Below are 14,949 nucleotides of genomic sequence, written 5' to 3' on the forward strand. Positions count from 1 at the left end.
ATCCCTCTCCTCTTGCCCGGAATAAATTCCATATATCGAAATATGGGTCCGATTGTAAAGAAGAAGGAAATGAAAAGGTATTAGGAATTACCGCTCAATATTTTTAACTCGGAAGCCTTTGTTTTGATCCGATCAATCTCCGAATTTAAGTTGGCTGAATCTTCGTTGATCTCATTAATATCTTTTTCTAATTGGGACATGGTTCGGATCATTTCCTTTTGGCCCAAGGATTGTTCCTTTTCAGACTCATAGATCTCACTGGAAACAGATTTGATACTTTCCAATTCACTTAAGAATTTACGAATAATATTTGTCTGCTCTAAGTAAAGTTTGTTCATCTGAACGATCCTATCCGAAGTTTCCAGGATCTTGAATTTTTGTTTTTCGGTTAGATCTCCCGTTTCCGCCGAAGCACTTTTTGCTTCTTGAATAAAACTTTGGGACTGTCTTACGATCGTAGAGATGGACTTCGCGTTTTCCGAGGTAAAGTCTGCGAGTTTACTAACTTCGTTTGCGACTACCGCAAATCCTCTTCCTGCTTCTCCCGCTCTTGCTGCTTCGATAGACGCGTTTAATGCGAGAAGGTTCGTTTTATCCGCTATCTCTCCCATGATCTGGTTAATCTGATCCACTTTGTCAAAGGAACCGGCAATGTCTGCCAGATATGATTTGGTCTTTTCGGCGGCGATGGTCACATTCTCCATATCCGCTTTATTATCATTTGCGAATGAGGAAAGTGCTTCGCTATAGCCTGTTATATTAGAAACTATATCTCCTAACTTTTTGGAATCGTCCACAAGCTCGTTCAAACTTGTGTTTTGTGATTCAATGGATCTAGAAGTGTTTGTAGACGCGGCTGAGAGTTCTTCTAATACCGCATTTACCTCTTCCAAGGCTGCTGCTTGGGATTCCATTTTTTCTCCCATACGATTGATGAATTGTGCAAATTTTACGATAGAATCTTCCAAACTGATCGCAGAATCTTTGATGATCGATTGATTCTCGCTTAGTTTTTCGAGGAGATCTTTGGAGTCGGAATAGAGACGGTTTCCTTCCTCCGTCAGTCTTAGAAATAATCTCATCAATTGAGCTAGTATTACGCTCGCAACGAATATAAATGCAATTTTGATGATTTCGGTGGAAGCGCTTATATTATAAGGAAGTTTCGCTTCTTCCGGATCCATTACGAAACCTGCACCATTTTTAAGAGCGCATACAAGAGCGACTATCGCACCCGCGGTGGAGAACGCCCCAACTACCAAAACAAAAATCCTTTCTCCCAATAGGCAGGAGTAGATCATTATATAAAAATAAATGAAGAATAATACGACGTTCTTCAAAGTTCCAGCCGCTACATCCGGAGAAACGAAAGTGTCCAAGATCAAGGTCGCACTTAGGACATTCACATCGAATAATACGAAAAGTTTATGAAATCCAATGGACATATTCTTTTTGCGATTTGCCACAAAATTGAAAATGCAGTATAGACCTATAAAAGCCGTACCGCCTGCGTGAACCATAAATTGTAAGGGTTGAAAACTCTTATAGGCACCCGCCAAAGAAACGATAAAAAGTAAGACTAGCCCGAGCCGTATCCGGTTGATTACGATAGCCCCGTTCTTCCAGATTTGCAGGATCGTGGACTCCGTTTTTATATAGGAAATTTCCATTCTTACCTCGACTAAGAGCATTATCGGAGGCAGATGTTCATGTCTGAATATGAAGGGCCCCGAAAGATCTTTTAGAATAGACGGAATTTACCTAATCAGACTAACGTTGGGGGTCCGTTTATTCGTAAGAATGCCCGCTGAATATACGTTACATATCTTAAGAAAGGGAAGATCTTACTTCATCCAGGATACGATCCATTTCCAAGATACCGGCTTCGAATAAGGCAGGTCCCGGCTGTAAAATAATCGCAGGGTCCATCTCGAAAATTTTATCGTTTTTGATCGCCGGAATGTCTTTCCATTCCTCTCTGGTTCGAACCCATTCAAAATCCATTGGTTTTCCGCACCAGCTTCCGATGATCAGGTCCGGTTTTGTGTCCGCCACTTCATGAAGGCTAACGATCCTGTCTTTGGCTAAAGATTTTTCTTTTAAATGTCCGAAACAATCAACTGCTCCAACGATCTCTAATAGCTCGGAAACCCATCGGATCCCTGTTATGATCGGATGATCCCATTCTTGGAAAAAAACCTTGAGTTTAGGTTTAGAAGAAGAACGTTCTTTGATCTCCTTTAATTTTTTCTCATAAGATTTCACGAGTTTGGAAACCTGTTCCGACTTTCCTATCAGCGATCCCACCATTAATATGGTCTGAAAAATTTCGTCCAAACTTCTTTGGTTGGTGATCAATACATTCAGACCTTCTTTTACCAGATCATGAGAAAGTTGAGCCTGAATATCCGAGAAACCGATGATCAGATCAGGACCTAGATCTTTGATCTTCTTGATGTTTCCGTTAATGAAAGCGGAAACCCTGGGTTTTTCCTCTTTTGCTCGTGAAGGTCTCTCCGTATATGCTGAGATCCCTACGATTCTATCTTCTTCTCCTAATAAATAGAGAAGCTCCGTAGTTTCTTCAGTTAAACATACGATTCTTTGCGGACCAATTCTACTCAACTGTGATACTTCTTCTTATCTTCTATTAATTTTTCGACTACACTTGGATCCGCTAAGGTGGAGATATCTCCTAACCCTTCGAATTCACCCGAAGCGATCTTACGAAGGATCCTTCTCATAATTTTTCCGGATCTGGTTTTAGGAAGTCCAGGCGCCCAGTGGATGACATCCGGTCTTGCGATCTTTCCGATCATTTTTTCGACAGTGGTTATCAGTTCTTTTTTTAGAGAATCGTTTGTTGCTACTCCTTCCTTCACTGTGACATAGGCATAAATTCCCTGGCCTTTGATGTCATGTGGAAATCCAACAACTGCAGCTTCTGCAACGGAAAGATTTTCCACAAGAGCGCTTTCCACTTCTGCAGAACCGATTCTATGACCGGAAACGTTAATCACATCGTCTACACGACCTGTGATCCAATAATATCCATCCTTATCTCTTCTTGCTCCATCTCCCGTAAAATAATACCCTTTATAAATGGAGAAGTAGGTATCGAAAAATCTTTTCGAGTCTTTATACACTCCTCTCATCATAGAAGGCCAGGGAGATTTGATGGCCAGATTGCCTGAGACTTCTCCCTTAGAATTGATCTCTTTTCCTTCATCATCTAACAGAACAGGCTGCACTCCGAAGAATGGAAGAGTTGCAGATCCGGGTTTTTGTGCGATTGCCCCAGGTAGCGGAGAGATCATAATCGCACCGGTCTCCGTCTGCCACCAAGTGTCTACGATAGGACATTTGGACTTTCCTACATATTTAAAATACCATTCCCAAGCTTCCGGATTAATAGGTTCTCCTACCGATCCGATCAATCTAAGAGTGTTTAAGTTTCTTTTTTCGATAGGATCTGTTCCTTCTCTCATTAAAGAACGAATAGCAGTAGGAGCAGTGTAGAATATTGTAACACCGTGTTTATCGATCACATCCCAAAATCTTCCTACATCAGGATAGGTAGGAACTCCTTCAAACATAACGGAAGTAGCTCCATTAGAGAGAGGACCGTATACCAAATAACTATGACCTGTCACCCAACCGATATCGGCAGTACACCAATATGTATCCGTAGGTTTGATATCGAAGATAAAATGAAAGGTCATATTGACCCCGAGAAGATATCCTCCTGTCGTATGAAGAACTCCTTTCGGTTTTCCGGTAGAACCGGAAGTGTATAGAATGAACAAAGGATCTTCCGAGTCCATTTGTTCCGGTTTACAATATGCAGGAAGTTCGGGATCGTTCATCAGATAATGCCACCAATGATCCCTTCCTTCTTTCCAATTCAGTTCCGTTTCTTGACCTGTCCTTCTCACTACGATCACATTATTTACTTTTTCAGAAGATTGATCCAAAGCGGTGTCGACCGCCTTTTTTAGATCCAGAATTTTACCACCCCTATAACCTCCGTCGGAAGTTACGATTAATCTCGGTTTACAATCTTCTATCCGGCTTTGCAGGGCTTCCGGGGAAAAACCTCCGAATACTACCGAATGGATCGCACCGATACGAGTACATGCAAGAATTGTAATGGCGAGCTCGGGAATCATGGGCAGGTATACCATGACCACGTCACCTTTTCTGATCCCGGAACTTTTTAGAACATTCGCAAGTTTGTTCACTTCCCGATACAAATCAAAATACGTATACGTTTTGGACTCGTGGGGATTGTCTCCTTCCCAAATGATTGCTGCCTTATTTTTTAAGGGTGAATCCAGATGACGGTCCAAACAATTGTAAGAGACATTGATCTTGCCTCCTTCGAACCATTTTACTTTTGCATTCTTAAAATCGTGATCTAAAACTTTGTTCCATTTTTTAAACCAGGTCAACCGGGTGGAAGCTTCTCTTGCCCAAAACTTTTTAGGATTTTCAATGGATTCTTTGTATAATGCCTTATAATCCTTGAGGTTGATATTCGCCGTTTTTTTAAAATGAACGAACGGCTGGACGATTCTTTCTTTCGACATGGCTTCTTCCTTCGCAATCGAATACCAAACTTTTTTATTTCCGTATTGTCCACTCATTCTCGAACCGACCATGGAAACATTGCGAAAACCGAGTTTTCTATGGGGCGCTCGAGATTAACTTGGGGTGTCTTCGATTACGCCTCCGGCTATCTCAGACAATCTCGCTTCCTATGGGGCGCTCGAGATTCACTTGGGGTGTCTTCGATTACGCCTCTGGCTATCTCAGACAATCTCGCTTCCTATGGGGCGCTCGATTGGTTGCAAAAAAGTTGAACATTTGTTTTGAATTTTCAAATTTTATCTTACAGTTCTTGCTTAGGTTTTTCACATAAAATTATGATTGTTATGAAAAAAAGAATGCCCCCCGACCGTATTTTAGCAGGCTCGCCTCAATGTCAGAAAAATCGGATACTCGGGAAAGTTGGAAGCGTAGGTTTCTCGTATGGTTAGTACCTACTCTAGTAGTTTTTTTACAAAGGATCATCGGACTCACCTCAAGAAAGGTGGAATTGGGAAAGGAGCATTTTAATTCTCTATATCCTTTGAAGAAGCCGTTTATCCTTTCCGTTTGGCATACGAACGTTCTTTATTCACCGTACTTGAATAAGAATCGCAAGTTAGCCGTTTTAATCTCTGAGTCTAAAGACGGCGATTTTATTACCGGAGTGGTGCATAAATTCGGTAACGGAAGTATTCGTGGGAGTTCCTCCAAAGGTGGTTCGAAAGCTCTTAAGGCAATGATCGTTCATCTCAGAAAAAATCTTCCTGCAGCGTTTACTCCGGACGGACCGAGAGGTCCCGCTTGGATCGTTCAGCCGGGGGTCATCGCCGCCGCTCAGGTCTCTCAGGTACCGATCTTACCTTTTCATTATGAATGTACAAAACAATGGATTGCAGAAAAGTCTTGGGATAAACATAGGATCCCGAAACCTTTCACAACCTTTGTGATCTCTTACGGGGAGCCCATCATGATCCCTAGAGATCTGGATGAGGCCGGCTTCGAAAGAGAAAGACTGAGAGTAGAGAAAGCAATGCTCGAAAATAAACTTCGAGCAGAACAAAAGGCGGAAGAACTTAGAGGTAAAACCTCTCTTAGGTCGAACCTGTCCGAATTAGATCTAGAAACTCGCTCCTAGTTACCATATTCGTTTTAAATTCTCCGAGCATACAAGAAGTGAAAAGTTCGGAGTTTTGTTTTTCCACTCCTCTCATCATCATACAAAGATGTTTTGCCTTGATGACTACGGCAACGCCCAAAGGATCGAGGACTTCCATGAGGGCGTATGCAATTTGTTCGGTCATTCTTTCCTGAACCTGTAACCTTCTCGCAAATACGTCCACAATACGTGGGATCTTGGAAATCCCGATGATCTTTTTATTCGGAATATAACCTACGTGAGCTTTTCCAAAAAAAGGAAGAAGATGATGCTCGCAAAGAGAATACATTTCGATGTCCCGGACAAGAACCATACCTTGGCTGTCCTCTTCGAAAATAGCTCCGTTTACAATCGTATCAATGTCCGCCTTATAACCGGATGTCAGGAATTCGTAAGCTTTTCGGACTCTTTTGGGAGTGTTTAAAAGTCCTTCTCGACTCGGATCTTCTCCGATAGCTTTTAATATACTCGTTACTTCGTTTTCCAAGGTGTCTCTCCGTTCTTCGCTTTGAAAAATGTATGTAGTTAGACTCGTCTGGACAAGTCTCGGCAGTTTCCTTCTCTTTTCAAGGGGAAAAGCGATTGGCTTGCCATTCCGACTTCATCCTATACGATGGTTTAAATTTTCCATGAAGCTCAGTAGGATCAAAATCGGATTCGATGCAAGGATGATTGCCCATTCAGGGATCGGTTCCAGGATCAAAGGACTTTTACATTGGCTTGGAGATATCGCAGCTAAAAAAGGGATCGATATTGTTCTTTTGGGAAATCCCGATCTTATAAAAAAGAACCTATCCCCTAAGGTTTTATCTACTTACGAGATCTTAGAATATAATGCAGGGATCTATTCTATCAAAGAATGGTTCGGGTTCCCTGAGATGAAAGAATTCGATCTATTGGATATTCCCCATTTTAACGCTCCCTTAAAATTCATAGATCGTTGTGTGGTAACTATCCACGATATTATTCCGTTTAGAATGAAACAGTTTCATTCTTCCGTTTTGAAACAAGTCTATTTGAAACTTGTATTTTTTCTCATTCGGAAGAAGGCTAAAAGGATTATCACTGTTTCCGATTTTACCGCTAAGGATATTATCGAAGTTTTTTCTTTTTCTCCGTTTCAGATTCGCACCATTTATAACGGTTTGGACTCTAAAATTTTTACTCCTAAAAGTGATCCGGAAAAGAAGAAGTTCCTAAAACGATATGGACTAAAACCCGGATACTTACTCAGTGTTGGGATCGGAAAGGAGCATAAAAATTTAGGATTTGTACTTCGTTCTCTCAAAAAACTTTGGTCCGAAAAAAAGTTCAAAATAGATTGGGTGATCGCGGGTTCAGGCGGAAAACTTCCGGAATATTTGGCGGAAGAAGCAAAAGGGTGGGAAGATAGAATTAAATTAGTTCCGTATTTGTCCGAACAGGAACTGGCCGCTCTATATTCTGCAGCCAAGCTACTTGTTTACCCATCTTTATATGAAGGATTCGGTTTTCCGCCTATTGAAGCTCAGTCTTGCGGTTGTCCTGTTTATTCTTCTAACTCGAGCGTTCTTCCTGAAATATTAGAAGATACTGCATTCTTCTTTGATCCCAAAGATTCCGCTTCTTTCGAAATAGGTTTGGTTCAGTTATTGGATTCCCCTAAACTTCTGAATTCCAAGACCAAAGCAGGATTAAAAAATTCTAAACGATTTGATTGGAAAAAATCCGCAACCGATATTGTAGAAGAATATTTGCGACTGATGAATAGCGGATCTAAGGATTTTTAAAACGAGATTTTCCGAGGGAAATTTTTCTTTCTTCTATTTTGAGCCGGATCGATTTTCTTTCGTCTTCCGAATACATAGTCCATCTTCCGATCTCTTCTAAGGTCCGATAACAACCTTCGCAGAGACCGGTTTCATGATCCATATTGCATATTTTTATACAAGGAGAACGAACAATCATCCTAAGAACTACTTGGCCTTTTGGACCTTCTTCTTATTGGACGTTGTTTTTTTAGGTTTCGCTTTTGCGGATTTTGCAATTGAGACGCTTCCATTTACGTCTACCATTCCGGACAATTCGGTAAATAGGGAAAGTCCTGAAATTTTTCCCGGAACGATCACGTGGGCCGCTCCGTTATTTCTGAGAACTTCCGCTTCTTTCGGGTCATCCGTAGTTAGAATGATCTTAGGCTGGTGATGTCGACAGATACTTTTCAAGGACTCAAGCAGCCTGCGGTTGGTAGTTCCTTTTAGGATCATATCGGAAACCGTACAGACAATATATCTTGCCTCTTCTATTCCTAAATGATGAAGGCTTTCAGGATTCGCTAGATCTCCGTACGCCCAGCGGATACCTTTGGATTCCAAAGTTTGTCTATAGATCGGATTAAAATCCACAACCAATATTCTTTTTAACCAAGAAGGTTTATCTTCTTCTATCCCGTCGATCAAACCTTGGGCTATTCTGAAATATCCTAAGACTACGATATCTCTTTTGGTCTCTCCGGTGACTTGGGATTCTAATGGTTCTTTGTTTTCCTTTACCCCAAAGATGGATAAGAAGGAGATGATTCCTCTTGCGATCTTATCGTTAAATAGGATCACATAAGTGGAGATGATGGAAGCGATGATCATAGAAGTCAGAACAATCGCTTGTAGATCTTTTCCGATATGTTCTTTTTGCACTCCGAGCGCCAAGATCACTAAAGAGAATTCCGAAATTTGTGCTAAGTTCAGACCCGCAACAATTCCGGCTCTTAAACCTTTTCCGGAGAAGAATACGGTAGGCGCAATAATCAAAACCCGGCTCACTAAAACGAACCCAACCGCTAAGAATGCAAGACCTAAGTCGCTTGCACTTGGAGCTTGGATTTTCATCCCGAGAGCCACGAAAAATAATGTAATGAAGAAGTCTCGGATCCCGGAAAGTTTACTGATCACATCCGCGCCATAAGGGAAGGCGGCTATACTCACGCCTGCGATCAATGCTCCCATCTCTTTGGAAAGTTCTAACTTTTCCGCAACACCGCATAAGAAGAAACACCAGGCGATAGAAGTGATCAAAACCAATTCAGGCTTGGATGCAGCAAACAAGAAAAGTTTGGATAGAATAAAACGGCTGATTAAAAAGGAGAACGCTACAAGAGCGATACCTTTTACCAACGATGTAAGCACATTGAGTATCTGCGGATCCTGTAAATCGGGCTGTATTCCCATAAAAAGAATAGCCCAGATATCCTGTAAGACCAAAACCCCTATCGTAAGTCGCCCTGCTACCGTGCTGATCTCAAACTTATCGTGAAGCAACTTGACCACGATCATTGTGGAACTGAGAGAGAGTGCGATCGCAAAGTAGAGAAGATCAAAATTTCCGGGAGCAGGCGGGAAGAAGGAGCGGAATACAAACCAAGCGGCCGCAACTCCTAAGAAGAATTGTAGGACCCCCAATGCGAACATGGATTTTCCCATTCTTGCTAATTCTTTCAGATCGATCTCTAAACCGATGATGAATAACAAAAGGATCAAACCAATCTCGGAGATCAGTTCTATACTTTCTTCACTTTTAACGTAACCTATGGTCAGCTTTCCACCAACATAAGGTCCGAACAATGGGCCGATGACTAACCCGGCGACCACGTAACCCAAAACCAGAGGTTGTTTGAATGCTTTCGCTATGATTGCGAACATGGTCGCGAAAATGATACTAAGAGCAATATCAACTAATAAAGTAAGCGAATGATGTTCCATCTTGCCGGTCCGGATTCTCCTTAGATGATTTTTGGGGAAAGGATATTACAAAAAGAAATTATTAAATGAATATAGTCCATTCTCTTTTGGCACGGATTTTTACATCCAAAGAATGAGGGAGGCAGGCTTCTCGGAAAATTTCAGTCGTTGGACTTAAATAAGTCCTTCACTGCGTCTTTTGCTTTGGACAAGGTATAATCGTCCCTATCGATCAACACGAAATCCAAATTTTCTTTTTCTATTCGAGCCAAAACTTTGGCGATATCGGCGGGGGATTTTAAGTTGGTGGCCAGATATTTGAATTTGGTGCCACATTCAGGACAAGACTTATCCTTAGTATAATTTAAACCCAGATGTTTACACTTTCCGCAAGTCCCGTACAGATCATCGATGATCATTAACTGAGAAGAAACTTCGCTTACGCTCAGTTTTTTCCAGACCCGGATGTATTTTTTATCTTCGGCCGACATTCTTTTAAAAAAACGAATTCGAAGGATTAGTCAAGGGTTTTACGGATCGTTTGCAGAATGAGAGAAGTCGCTTCTTCCAATTCGGATTTGGAAATACAAAGAGGAGGAGCGAAACGGATCGTATGATCATGAGTTTGTTTCGCGAGAATTCCGAACTCTAAAAGTTTGTAACAGATCTTTTTCGCTCTCGGGCCAGTTTCATCCGGGAAAAATTCCACTGCGTTTAACAATCCTTTTCCTCGGATCTCTTTTATTTTACCGGTATATTCGCTCTTCAGGCTTTCCAGAGAAGAACGGAAATCTATCCCTCTCATCTCCGAGTTCTCCGAGAGATTTTCCTCTAATAATACTTGCACGGCGGTTTTGGCAACTGCTGCGGCTAACGGATTCCCTCCGAATGTGGAACCGTGGGTTCCAGGTTTTAATGTAAGAATGATCTCGTCGGAACCTAAAACAGCGGAAACGGGAAGCGTTCCGCCGGATAATGCTTTGCCTAATACGAGTAGATCCGGTTTTACATTCTCATGATCCGCTGCTAAAAGTTTTCCCGTTCTGCCAAGTCCGGTTTGTACCTCGTCTAGGATCAAGAGCACATTATACTCTGAACAAAGTTTGCGGACTTCTTTGAGATAACCTTCTTTCGGAACGATTACTCCGGCTTCTCCTTGGATGGGCTCAACCATAAATGCGGCTACATTAGGATCTTCTAATTCTTTTTTTAAAGTTTCCGTATCGTCGAATGGAATAATGGAAAATCCCGGAACAAAAGGCCCAAAGTCTCCTCTGCTAGTAGGATCAGTAGAAGCGGAAATCGCACCGATACTTCTTCCCCAAAAGTTTCCGGAAGCAAAAACGATCTTCGCTTTGTCCGTTGGAATTTTTTTGACTTGGTATCCCCATCTTCTTGCAAGCTTGACTGAAGTTTCGGCTGCTTCTACACCTGTGTTCATAGGGACCATTCTATCGAATCCGAATGTGTCACATAAAAATTTTTCCATAGGACCGAGTTGGTCATTATAGAATGCTCTGGAGGTGAGAGTTAGTTTTTCGGATTGGGTCTTTAAGGTTTCTATAATTTTAGGATGGCAATGACCTTGGTTCACAGCGCTGTATGCGGATAAAAAATCGAAATATTTTTTTCCATCCGTATCCCAAAGAAAGATACCTTTCCCTCTCTCCAACACAACGGGAAGAGGTTCGTAATTAAATGCTCCGTACTCTTTCTCGGTATCGAAGTAAAATTGGGATGTTTGCGTATGCATCGTACTCGATTCTAACCGGTTCAAGAGTCACACAAGGAGATTTCGGTATTTTACCTTGACTTTTATGTTTCAACTTGTTGAAATTTATTACATGCAATTCTCTTTTCGAAAAATATCCGCTTCTGTCCCCATTGTTTTTGCGATTATGTTCCTTACGAACTGTCTTTATACGAATATCAAATCACCAGGCTGGTATTATTCTCAAAGTTATTCGGACGTAAGAGGAATGGAACCTGTAGGAAAATTGGAAGGCCTGTCCTGCGGAACTAGCTGGCTTTGGATGGTTTACACAGGGGATGAGAGTTATGAAACCGCAGTCCAAAATGCGATCAAGGACAAGGCGGATCTTCTTTTTGACGTTCAAACGGATTATAGTTATAAATCTTTTATATTCGCTCTTTATTTTGAAAAATGTACCAGGGTGACCGGGATCGGAGTGAAACTGCCTCAAAGACTTTTGAAAAAAGAATGAAACTCATTCCTTACAAACGGATCTTTTTTCTAATTCTGATCTTCGCAGAGTTGGTCGGTTGTATTCAAATGGGAGGGGCAAACAGGGCCTTGGTCCGCAGGAATCCGGAACCTTATCCTACCGGGATCGGTATTCCTCCAGACAACGATGTTCATCTGAACGGTGCAAATTTCAGGGACCCTTCCATCCATTATGGAGAATCCTCCACTAAGTTGCGAACAGGTGGTTTTGACGGTTATATCCGAGCTACTACTTCTCTTCCTCATAAGGATATGTTCCATGCATCGTTAGATGGTTGGGATTGGTCGGAACATAGGATCGTAAGATTCGTAGGAGAAAGTAAGGGATGCCAATTCGGGGTACGTTTGTTTCTTCCCATTAAACGAGGATCTAACGATGCATTCATTCCGATCCACTTTACTTTCGGGAACAAAAGTTTTTACGAAGAATTGGGTGAGCTGATGAAGTTGAATTCTATAGAAGCCTTATTCGATAGTAGGCTGGACGTAGAGTACACCGCCTATATTTTCGGATTATTCAGAAGAAAATGTCTGAGGTTTCAAAGTTATGGCATCCAAAAATTCTAATTCTATTCCATTATTCTTATCTTCGATATTAGGTTTTTTAGCAGTGGCAATTGGAGCATTCGGGGCCCACGGATTAAAATCAGTATTAGCTCCCGACTTGTTTACCATTTACGAAACTGGAGCAAGATATCATCTCATCCATGCGGTAGTTTTACTCGTATTGGCACTGAGCGGAAAACTTTCGGAATCCAAGTTCAGAAGGATCGGATTTTGGCTCATCTTCAGCGGGATCTTGGTCTTCTCCGGTTCCTTATATGCACTTTCCTTAACTGGGATCAGAGTTTTAGGTGCGATCACACCCTTCGGTGGATTAGCATTTTTAAGCGGCTGGGTATCCATCGCTTATTCCGCTTTTTCAGAGAAAGAATAAGTTCTATCTGGTAATATGGAAATTAAAATCCGTATTACCGAAAGTTCCGTACAATCTCAACCAGATGGGCAATAGCATTTCGGTTGCTCTTGCCCCTGTAATATCTCCGAGATCGATAATATTCTTCCAGCCAAAATCGTTCGCTAAAAGATCCGAGACTTCTTTCTTCGCTTCCGAGTCGTTTCCACAAACGAACACATCATGTTCTCCCGGAACTCCCGAAGCATTAACCATAATGGTACAATTCATCGTGTTTAATGTTTTGATCACTTTCAGGTCCGGAAAAGATTTTTGGATGGTCTCTCCTAACGAATCATTCGTTCCAAAAATTAAACCTGGCGGTTTTCCTTTGGAAAAATCGAGTGCGTTAGCAAGATCCACTAAAATTTTTCCTTTAAGGGTTTCTTCTCCGACGGATCTTAAAACTTCTACACTGATTTCACCTTTTGTACAATTGAATAGAATATCACCGAAAGATGCTGCATCCTTAAAGGTTCCTTGAGAAGCCTTGCTTCCGGATTTGGAAACCCATTGGGCCGCTTTTTCATTTGTGGCGGAACGAGATCCCATTTTTACCTCGTGCCCTTTTTCGATTAGTTTACTTCCGATGGTCTCTCCTACCATCCCGGTGCCTAAAACTCCGATTTTCATTTATTTCTCCGAAAGTACGACCTCAAAATCGTTAAACCGGATCAGTTTAACTGATCTTAGACAAAAGATCCAATGTATTGTTCTTTCTGTATTGGAAAAAAGAAATAAAACTGTCACTGTAATCCTTTTTAAAAATAGGGAATGATATTTATAAACATGAAAACCGAATATACGATTTTCCAAATAGATGCATTTACAGATTCCTTATTTAAAGGAAATCCTGCAGCGGTGGTTCCTTGGCAAGGAGAATGGTTGCCCGACTCCAAACTCATCGAGTTAGCAATGGAGAATAATGTATCGGAAACCGCATTCTTCCGTCCTAGAAAGGAAAAAGGGGAGTATGATCTAAGATGGTTTACTCCAAATGTCGAAGTCGACCTTTGTGGTCATGCGACTTTGGCGACTGCATTTGCAATTCATGAAGTATTGGAGAATGAATCGGATGTTTCCTCTTTAAAATTTCATACTAAGAGTGGGATCTTGGAAGTGTTTCGGGAGAATGGAAAATACTATTTGGATTTTCCTGCAAGGCCGCCCGTCGAAACCGAATATTCTCCGGAAGATCTAATATCTTGTTTTAATATAAAGGCTAAAGAAATTTTAAAAGCCCGAGATATCCTATTCGTTTTTGAAAAAGAATCAGAGGTCCGCAATTTGCTCCCAAACCATGATGCTTTGACAAAACTTCCATTCTTTGCTGCGATTGTAACGGCCCCCGCCGATAGTGGGAAGTCCTACGATTTTATTTCCAGATTTTTTGCTCCTGCTAAAGGAGTTCCGGAAGATCCAGTGACCGGTTCTTCTCATTGTACATTGATCCCCTTTTGGTCTGAAAGATTTAGGAAGAAGGAACTGAATGCATACCAAGCTTCCGCGAGAGGAGGGCATTTGGTCGGTGAGAATCGAGGAGAAAGAGTTCGTATCGGAGGGAACTGCAAACTATATCTGAAAGGCTCCTTTTATCTGGAGTAAAATTTTACTTATAGGATTTATTCTTCAGGCCTGAATCTAAAATTTGTAATATCTTCTCCGCTTCTTGTAGAGCGTTATTCTTATCTATCTGCAATAAAGGGTTATTCAGTTGGCATTCGTTTAGAAGAACTGAATAACCATGAACCAAAGACCAGGCAGCAGTTGCCATTTCTCTTGCTTGGAACTTATTGATCTTTTGGGATTCACAGATCAGGATCGTTTCCCAAAGTTTTAAAAAGGAATTTTTACCTGCTTCCATAAGATCTTCCAGGTCGCCCACAGGCCCCAGATCTATATGCCACATGGCCCTGTAGTAGCCTACATTCTCCAAACAAAAAGAAATATAAGCGAGGCCTAGTCTTTTCAATCGATCGAACGGATCGGAAGGAGAAGAGGCCTTCTCCGCTTTCGTAAATTCTTCCGTTATTTTTATAAATCCGTCTTTGGAAATTTGAGCGAGAAGGTCCCTATGAGAAGGAAAATGTCTATAAGCGGCCGCATGACTGACTCCGGCTTCTCTTGCGATCTCTCTAATGGTAAATGCGGAATCTTTGCTGCTCTCTAAACGTTTTAAGGCCAGTGTTTTTAGGGTCTCCGCTAAATTCCCATGGTGATAGGAACCTTCCGGTTTTTTCATTTTTTTCTTTGCCGGCATAAAAATTTCCTAAAAAATGTTGACGTTGGT

16 protein-coding genes are annotated in these 14,949 nt (G+C 41.5%); 6 read left to right on the top strand and 10 right to left on the bottom strand.

Features of this window, described 5'->3' with window-relative positions; all coding sequences use genetic code 11:
- Positions 1-80 precede the first annotated feature (80 nt).
- From AB3N61_RS00600 to acs, 3 genes are all read right to left on the bottom strand, one after another.
- Positions 81-1,670, bottom strand: coding sequence for a methyl-accepting chemotaxis protein (locus AB3N61_RS00600; RefSeq protein WP_367899116.1), 1,590 nt, complete (start codon positions 1,668-1,670; stop codon positions 81-83).
- 157 nt (positions 1,671-1,827) lie between these two features.
- Complete coding sequence (locus tag AB3N61_RS00605; RefSeq protein ID WP_020769585.1) at positions 1,828-2,625, bottom strand: cobalamin-binding protein; 798 nt, start codon at positions 2,623-2,625, stop codon at positions 1,828-1,830.
- Positions 2,622-4,589 carry an acetate--CoA ligase gene (gene acs, locus AB3N61_RS00610; protein ID WP_367898227.1) on the bottom strand — a complete coding sequence of 656 codons (1,968 nt, stop codon included), beginning with the start codon at positions 4,587-4,589 and terminating at the stop codon, positions 2,622-2,624. Before acs ends, AB3N61_RS00605 begins: the two co-directional genes overlap by 4 nt.
- Positions 4,590-4,981: 392 nt before the next feature.
- On the opposite strand from acs, the gene AB3N61_RS00615 reads away from it, so the two are divergent.
- Positions 4,982-5,725 (top strand): lysophospholipid acyltransferase family protein, encoded by a 744-nt coding sequence (locus AB3N61_RS00615; RefSeq protein WP_020769584.1) that lies wholly within the window; start codon positions 4,982-4,984, stop codon positions 5,723-5,725.
- Here the strand turns inward: AB3N61_RS00615 and folE are convergent.
- Positions 5,682-6,233 (bottom strand): GTP cyclohydrolase I FolE, encoded by a 552-nt coding sequence (gene folE / locus AB3N61_RS00620; protein WP_020769478.1) that lies wholly within the window; start codon positions 6,231-6,233, stop codon positions 5,682-5,684. The genes AB3N61_RS00615 and folE overlap by 44 nt on opposite strands.
- 142 nt (positions 6,234-6,375) lie before the next feature.
- Between folE and AB3N61_RS00625 the strand changes: the two genes are divergently transcribed.
- Positions 6,376-7,515: a glycosyltransferase family 4 protein gene (locus AB3N61_RS00625; protein WP_367898228.1), complete on the top strand. Its 1,140-nt coding sequence runs from the start codon at positions 6,376-6,378 to the stop codon at positions 7,513-7,515.
- Here AB3N61_RS00625 and AB3N61_RS00630 read toward each other — a convergent pair.
- From AB3N61_RS00630 to rocD, 4 genes are all read right to left on the bottom strand, one after another.
- A complete protein-coding gene (locus tag AB3N61_RS00630; RefSeq protein WP_367898229.1) occupies positions 7,502-7,657 on the bottom strand; it encodes a DUF1289 domain-containing protein in 156 nt (51 codons plus the stop codon). The two genes, AB3N61_RS00625 and AB3N61_RS00630, sit on opposite strands and share 14 nt — an antisense overlap.
- A gap of 44 nt (positions 7,658-7,701) precedes the next feature.
- Complete coding sequence (locus AB3N61_RS00635; RefSeq protein ID WP_367898230.1) at positions 7,702-9,480, bottom strand: cation:proton antiporter; 1,779 nt, start codon at positions 9,478-9,480, stop codon at positions 7,702-7,704.
- 140 nt (positions 9,481-9,620) lie between these two features.
- On the bottom strand, positions 9,621-9,950 hold the full coding sequence (locus tag AB3N61_RS00640; RefSeq protein ID WP_020769888.1) for a hypothetical protein: 330 nt from the start codon (positions 9,948-9,950) through the stop codon (positions 9,621-9,623).
- Between the two features lie 26 nt (positions 9,951-9,976).
- Positions 9,977-11,212 carry an ornithine--oxo-acid transaminase gene (rocD, locus tag AB3N61_RS00645; protein WP_367898231.1) on the bottom strand — a complete coding sequence of 412 codons (1,236 nt, stop codon included), beginning with the start codon at positions 11,210-11,212 and terminating at the stop codon, positions 9,977-9,979.
- Between the two features lie 145 nt (positions 11,213-11,357).
- Between rocD and AB3N61_RS00650 the strand changes: the two genes are divergently transcribed.
- From AB3N61_RS00650 to AB3N61_RS00660, 3 genes are read left to right on the top strand one after another with little or no spacing between them, the layout of a single operon-like run.
- The gene (locus AB3N61_RS00650; protein ID WP_369750127.1) at positions 11,358-11,684 is read left to right on the top strand and encodes a TRL-like family protein; all 327 of its coding nucleotides are present in this window, start codon (positions 11,358-11,360) and stop codon (positions 11,682-11,684) included.
- Positions 11,681-12,271: a hypothetical protein gene (locus AB3N61_RS00655; RefSeq protein WP_367898232.1), complete on the top strand. Its 591-nt coding sequence runs from the start codon at positions 11,681-11,683 to the stop codon at positions 12,269-12,271. The genes AB3N61_RS00650 and AB3N61_RS00655 overlap by 4 nt, the downstream gene beginning before the upstream one ends.
- Complete coding sequence (locus AB3N61_RS00660; protein ID WP_367898233.1) at positions 12,252-12,641, top strand: DUF423 domain-containing protein; 390 nt, start codon at positions 12,252-12,254, stop codon at positions 12,639-12,641. Before AB3N61_RS00655 ends, AB3N61_RS00660 begins: the two co-directional genes overlap by 20 nt.
- 3 nt (positions 12,642-12,644) lie before the next feature.
- On the opposite strand, the gene AB3N61_RS00665 is transcribed toward AB3N61_RS00660, so the two are convergent.
- Positions 12,645-13,292, bottom strand: a complete 648-nt coding sequence (locus AB3N61_RS00665; protein ID WP_367898234.1) for an NADPH-dependent F420 reductase — start codon at positions 13,290-13,292, stop codon at positions 12,645-12,647.
- Between the two features lie 156 nt (positions 13,293-13,448).
- On the opposite strand from AB3N61_RS00665, the gene AB3N61_RS00670 reads away from it, so the two are divergent.
- Positions 13,449-14,264 (top strand): PhzF family phenazine biosynthesis protein, encoded by an 816-nt coding sequence (locus tag AB3N61_RS00670; RefSeq protein ID WP_367898235.1) that lies wholly within the window; start codon positions 13,449-13,451, stop codon positions 14,262-14,264.
- Positions 14,265-14,268: 4 nt separating this feature from the next.
- On the opposite strand, the gene AB3N61_RS00675 is transcribed toward AB3N61_RS00670, so the two are convergent.
- Positions 14,269-14,919, bottom strand: a complete 651-nt coding sequence (locus AB3N61_RS00675; protein ID WP_020769618.1) for a TetR/AcrR family transcriptional regulator — start codon at positions 14,917-14,919, stop codon at positions 14,269-14,271.
- Positions 14,920-14,949 lie beyond the last annotated feature (30 nt).

This window comes from Leptospira sp. WS58.C1 (genome assembly GCF_040833995.1).
Lineage (GTDB): Bacteria > Spirochaetota > Leptospiria > Leptospirales > Leptospiraceae > Leptospira_B > Leptospira_B cinconiae.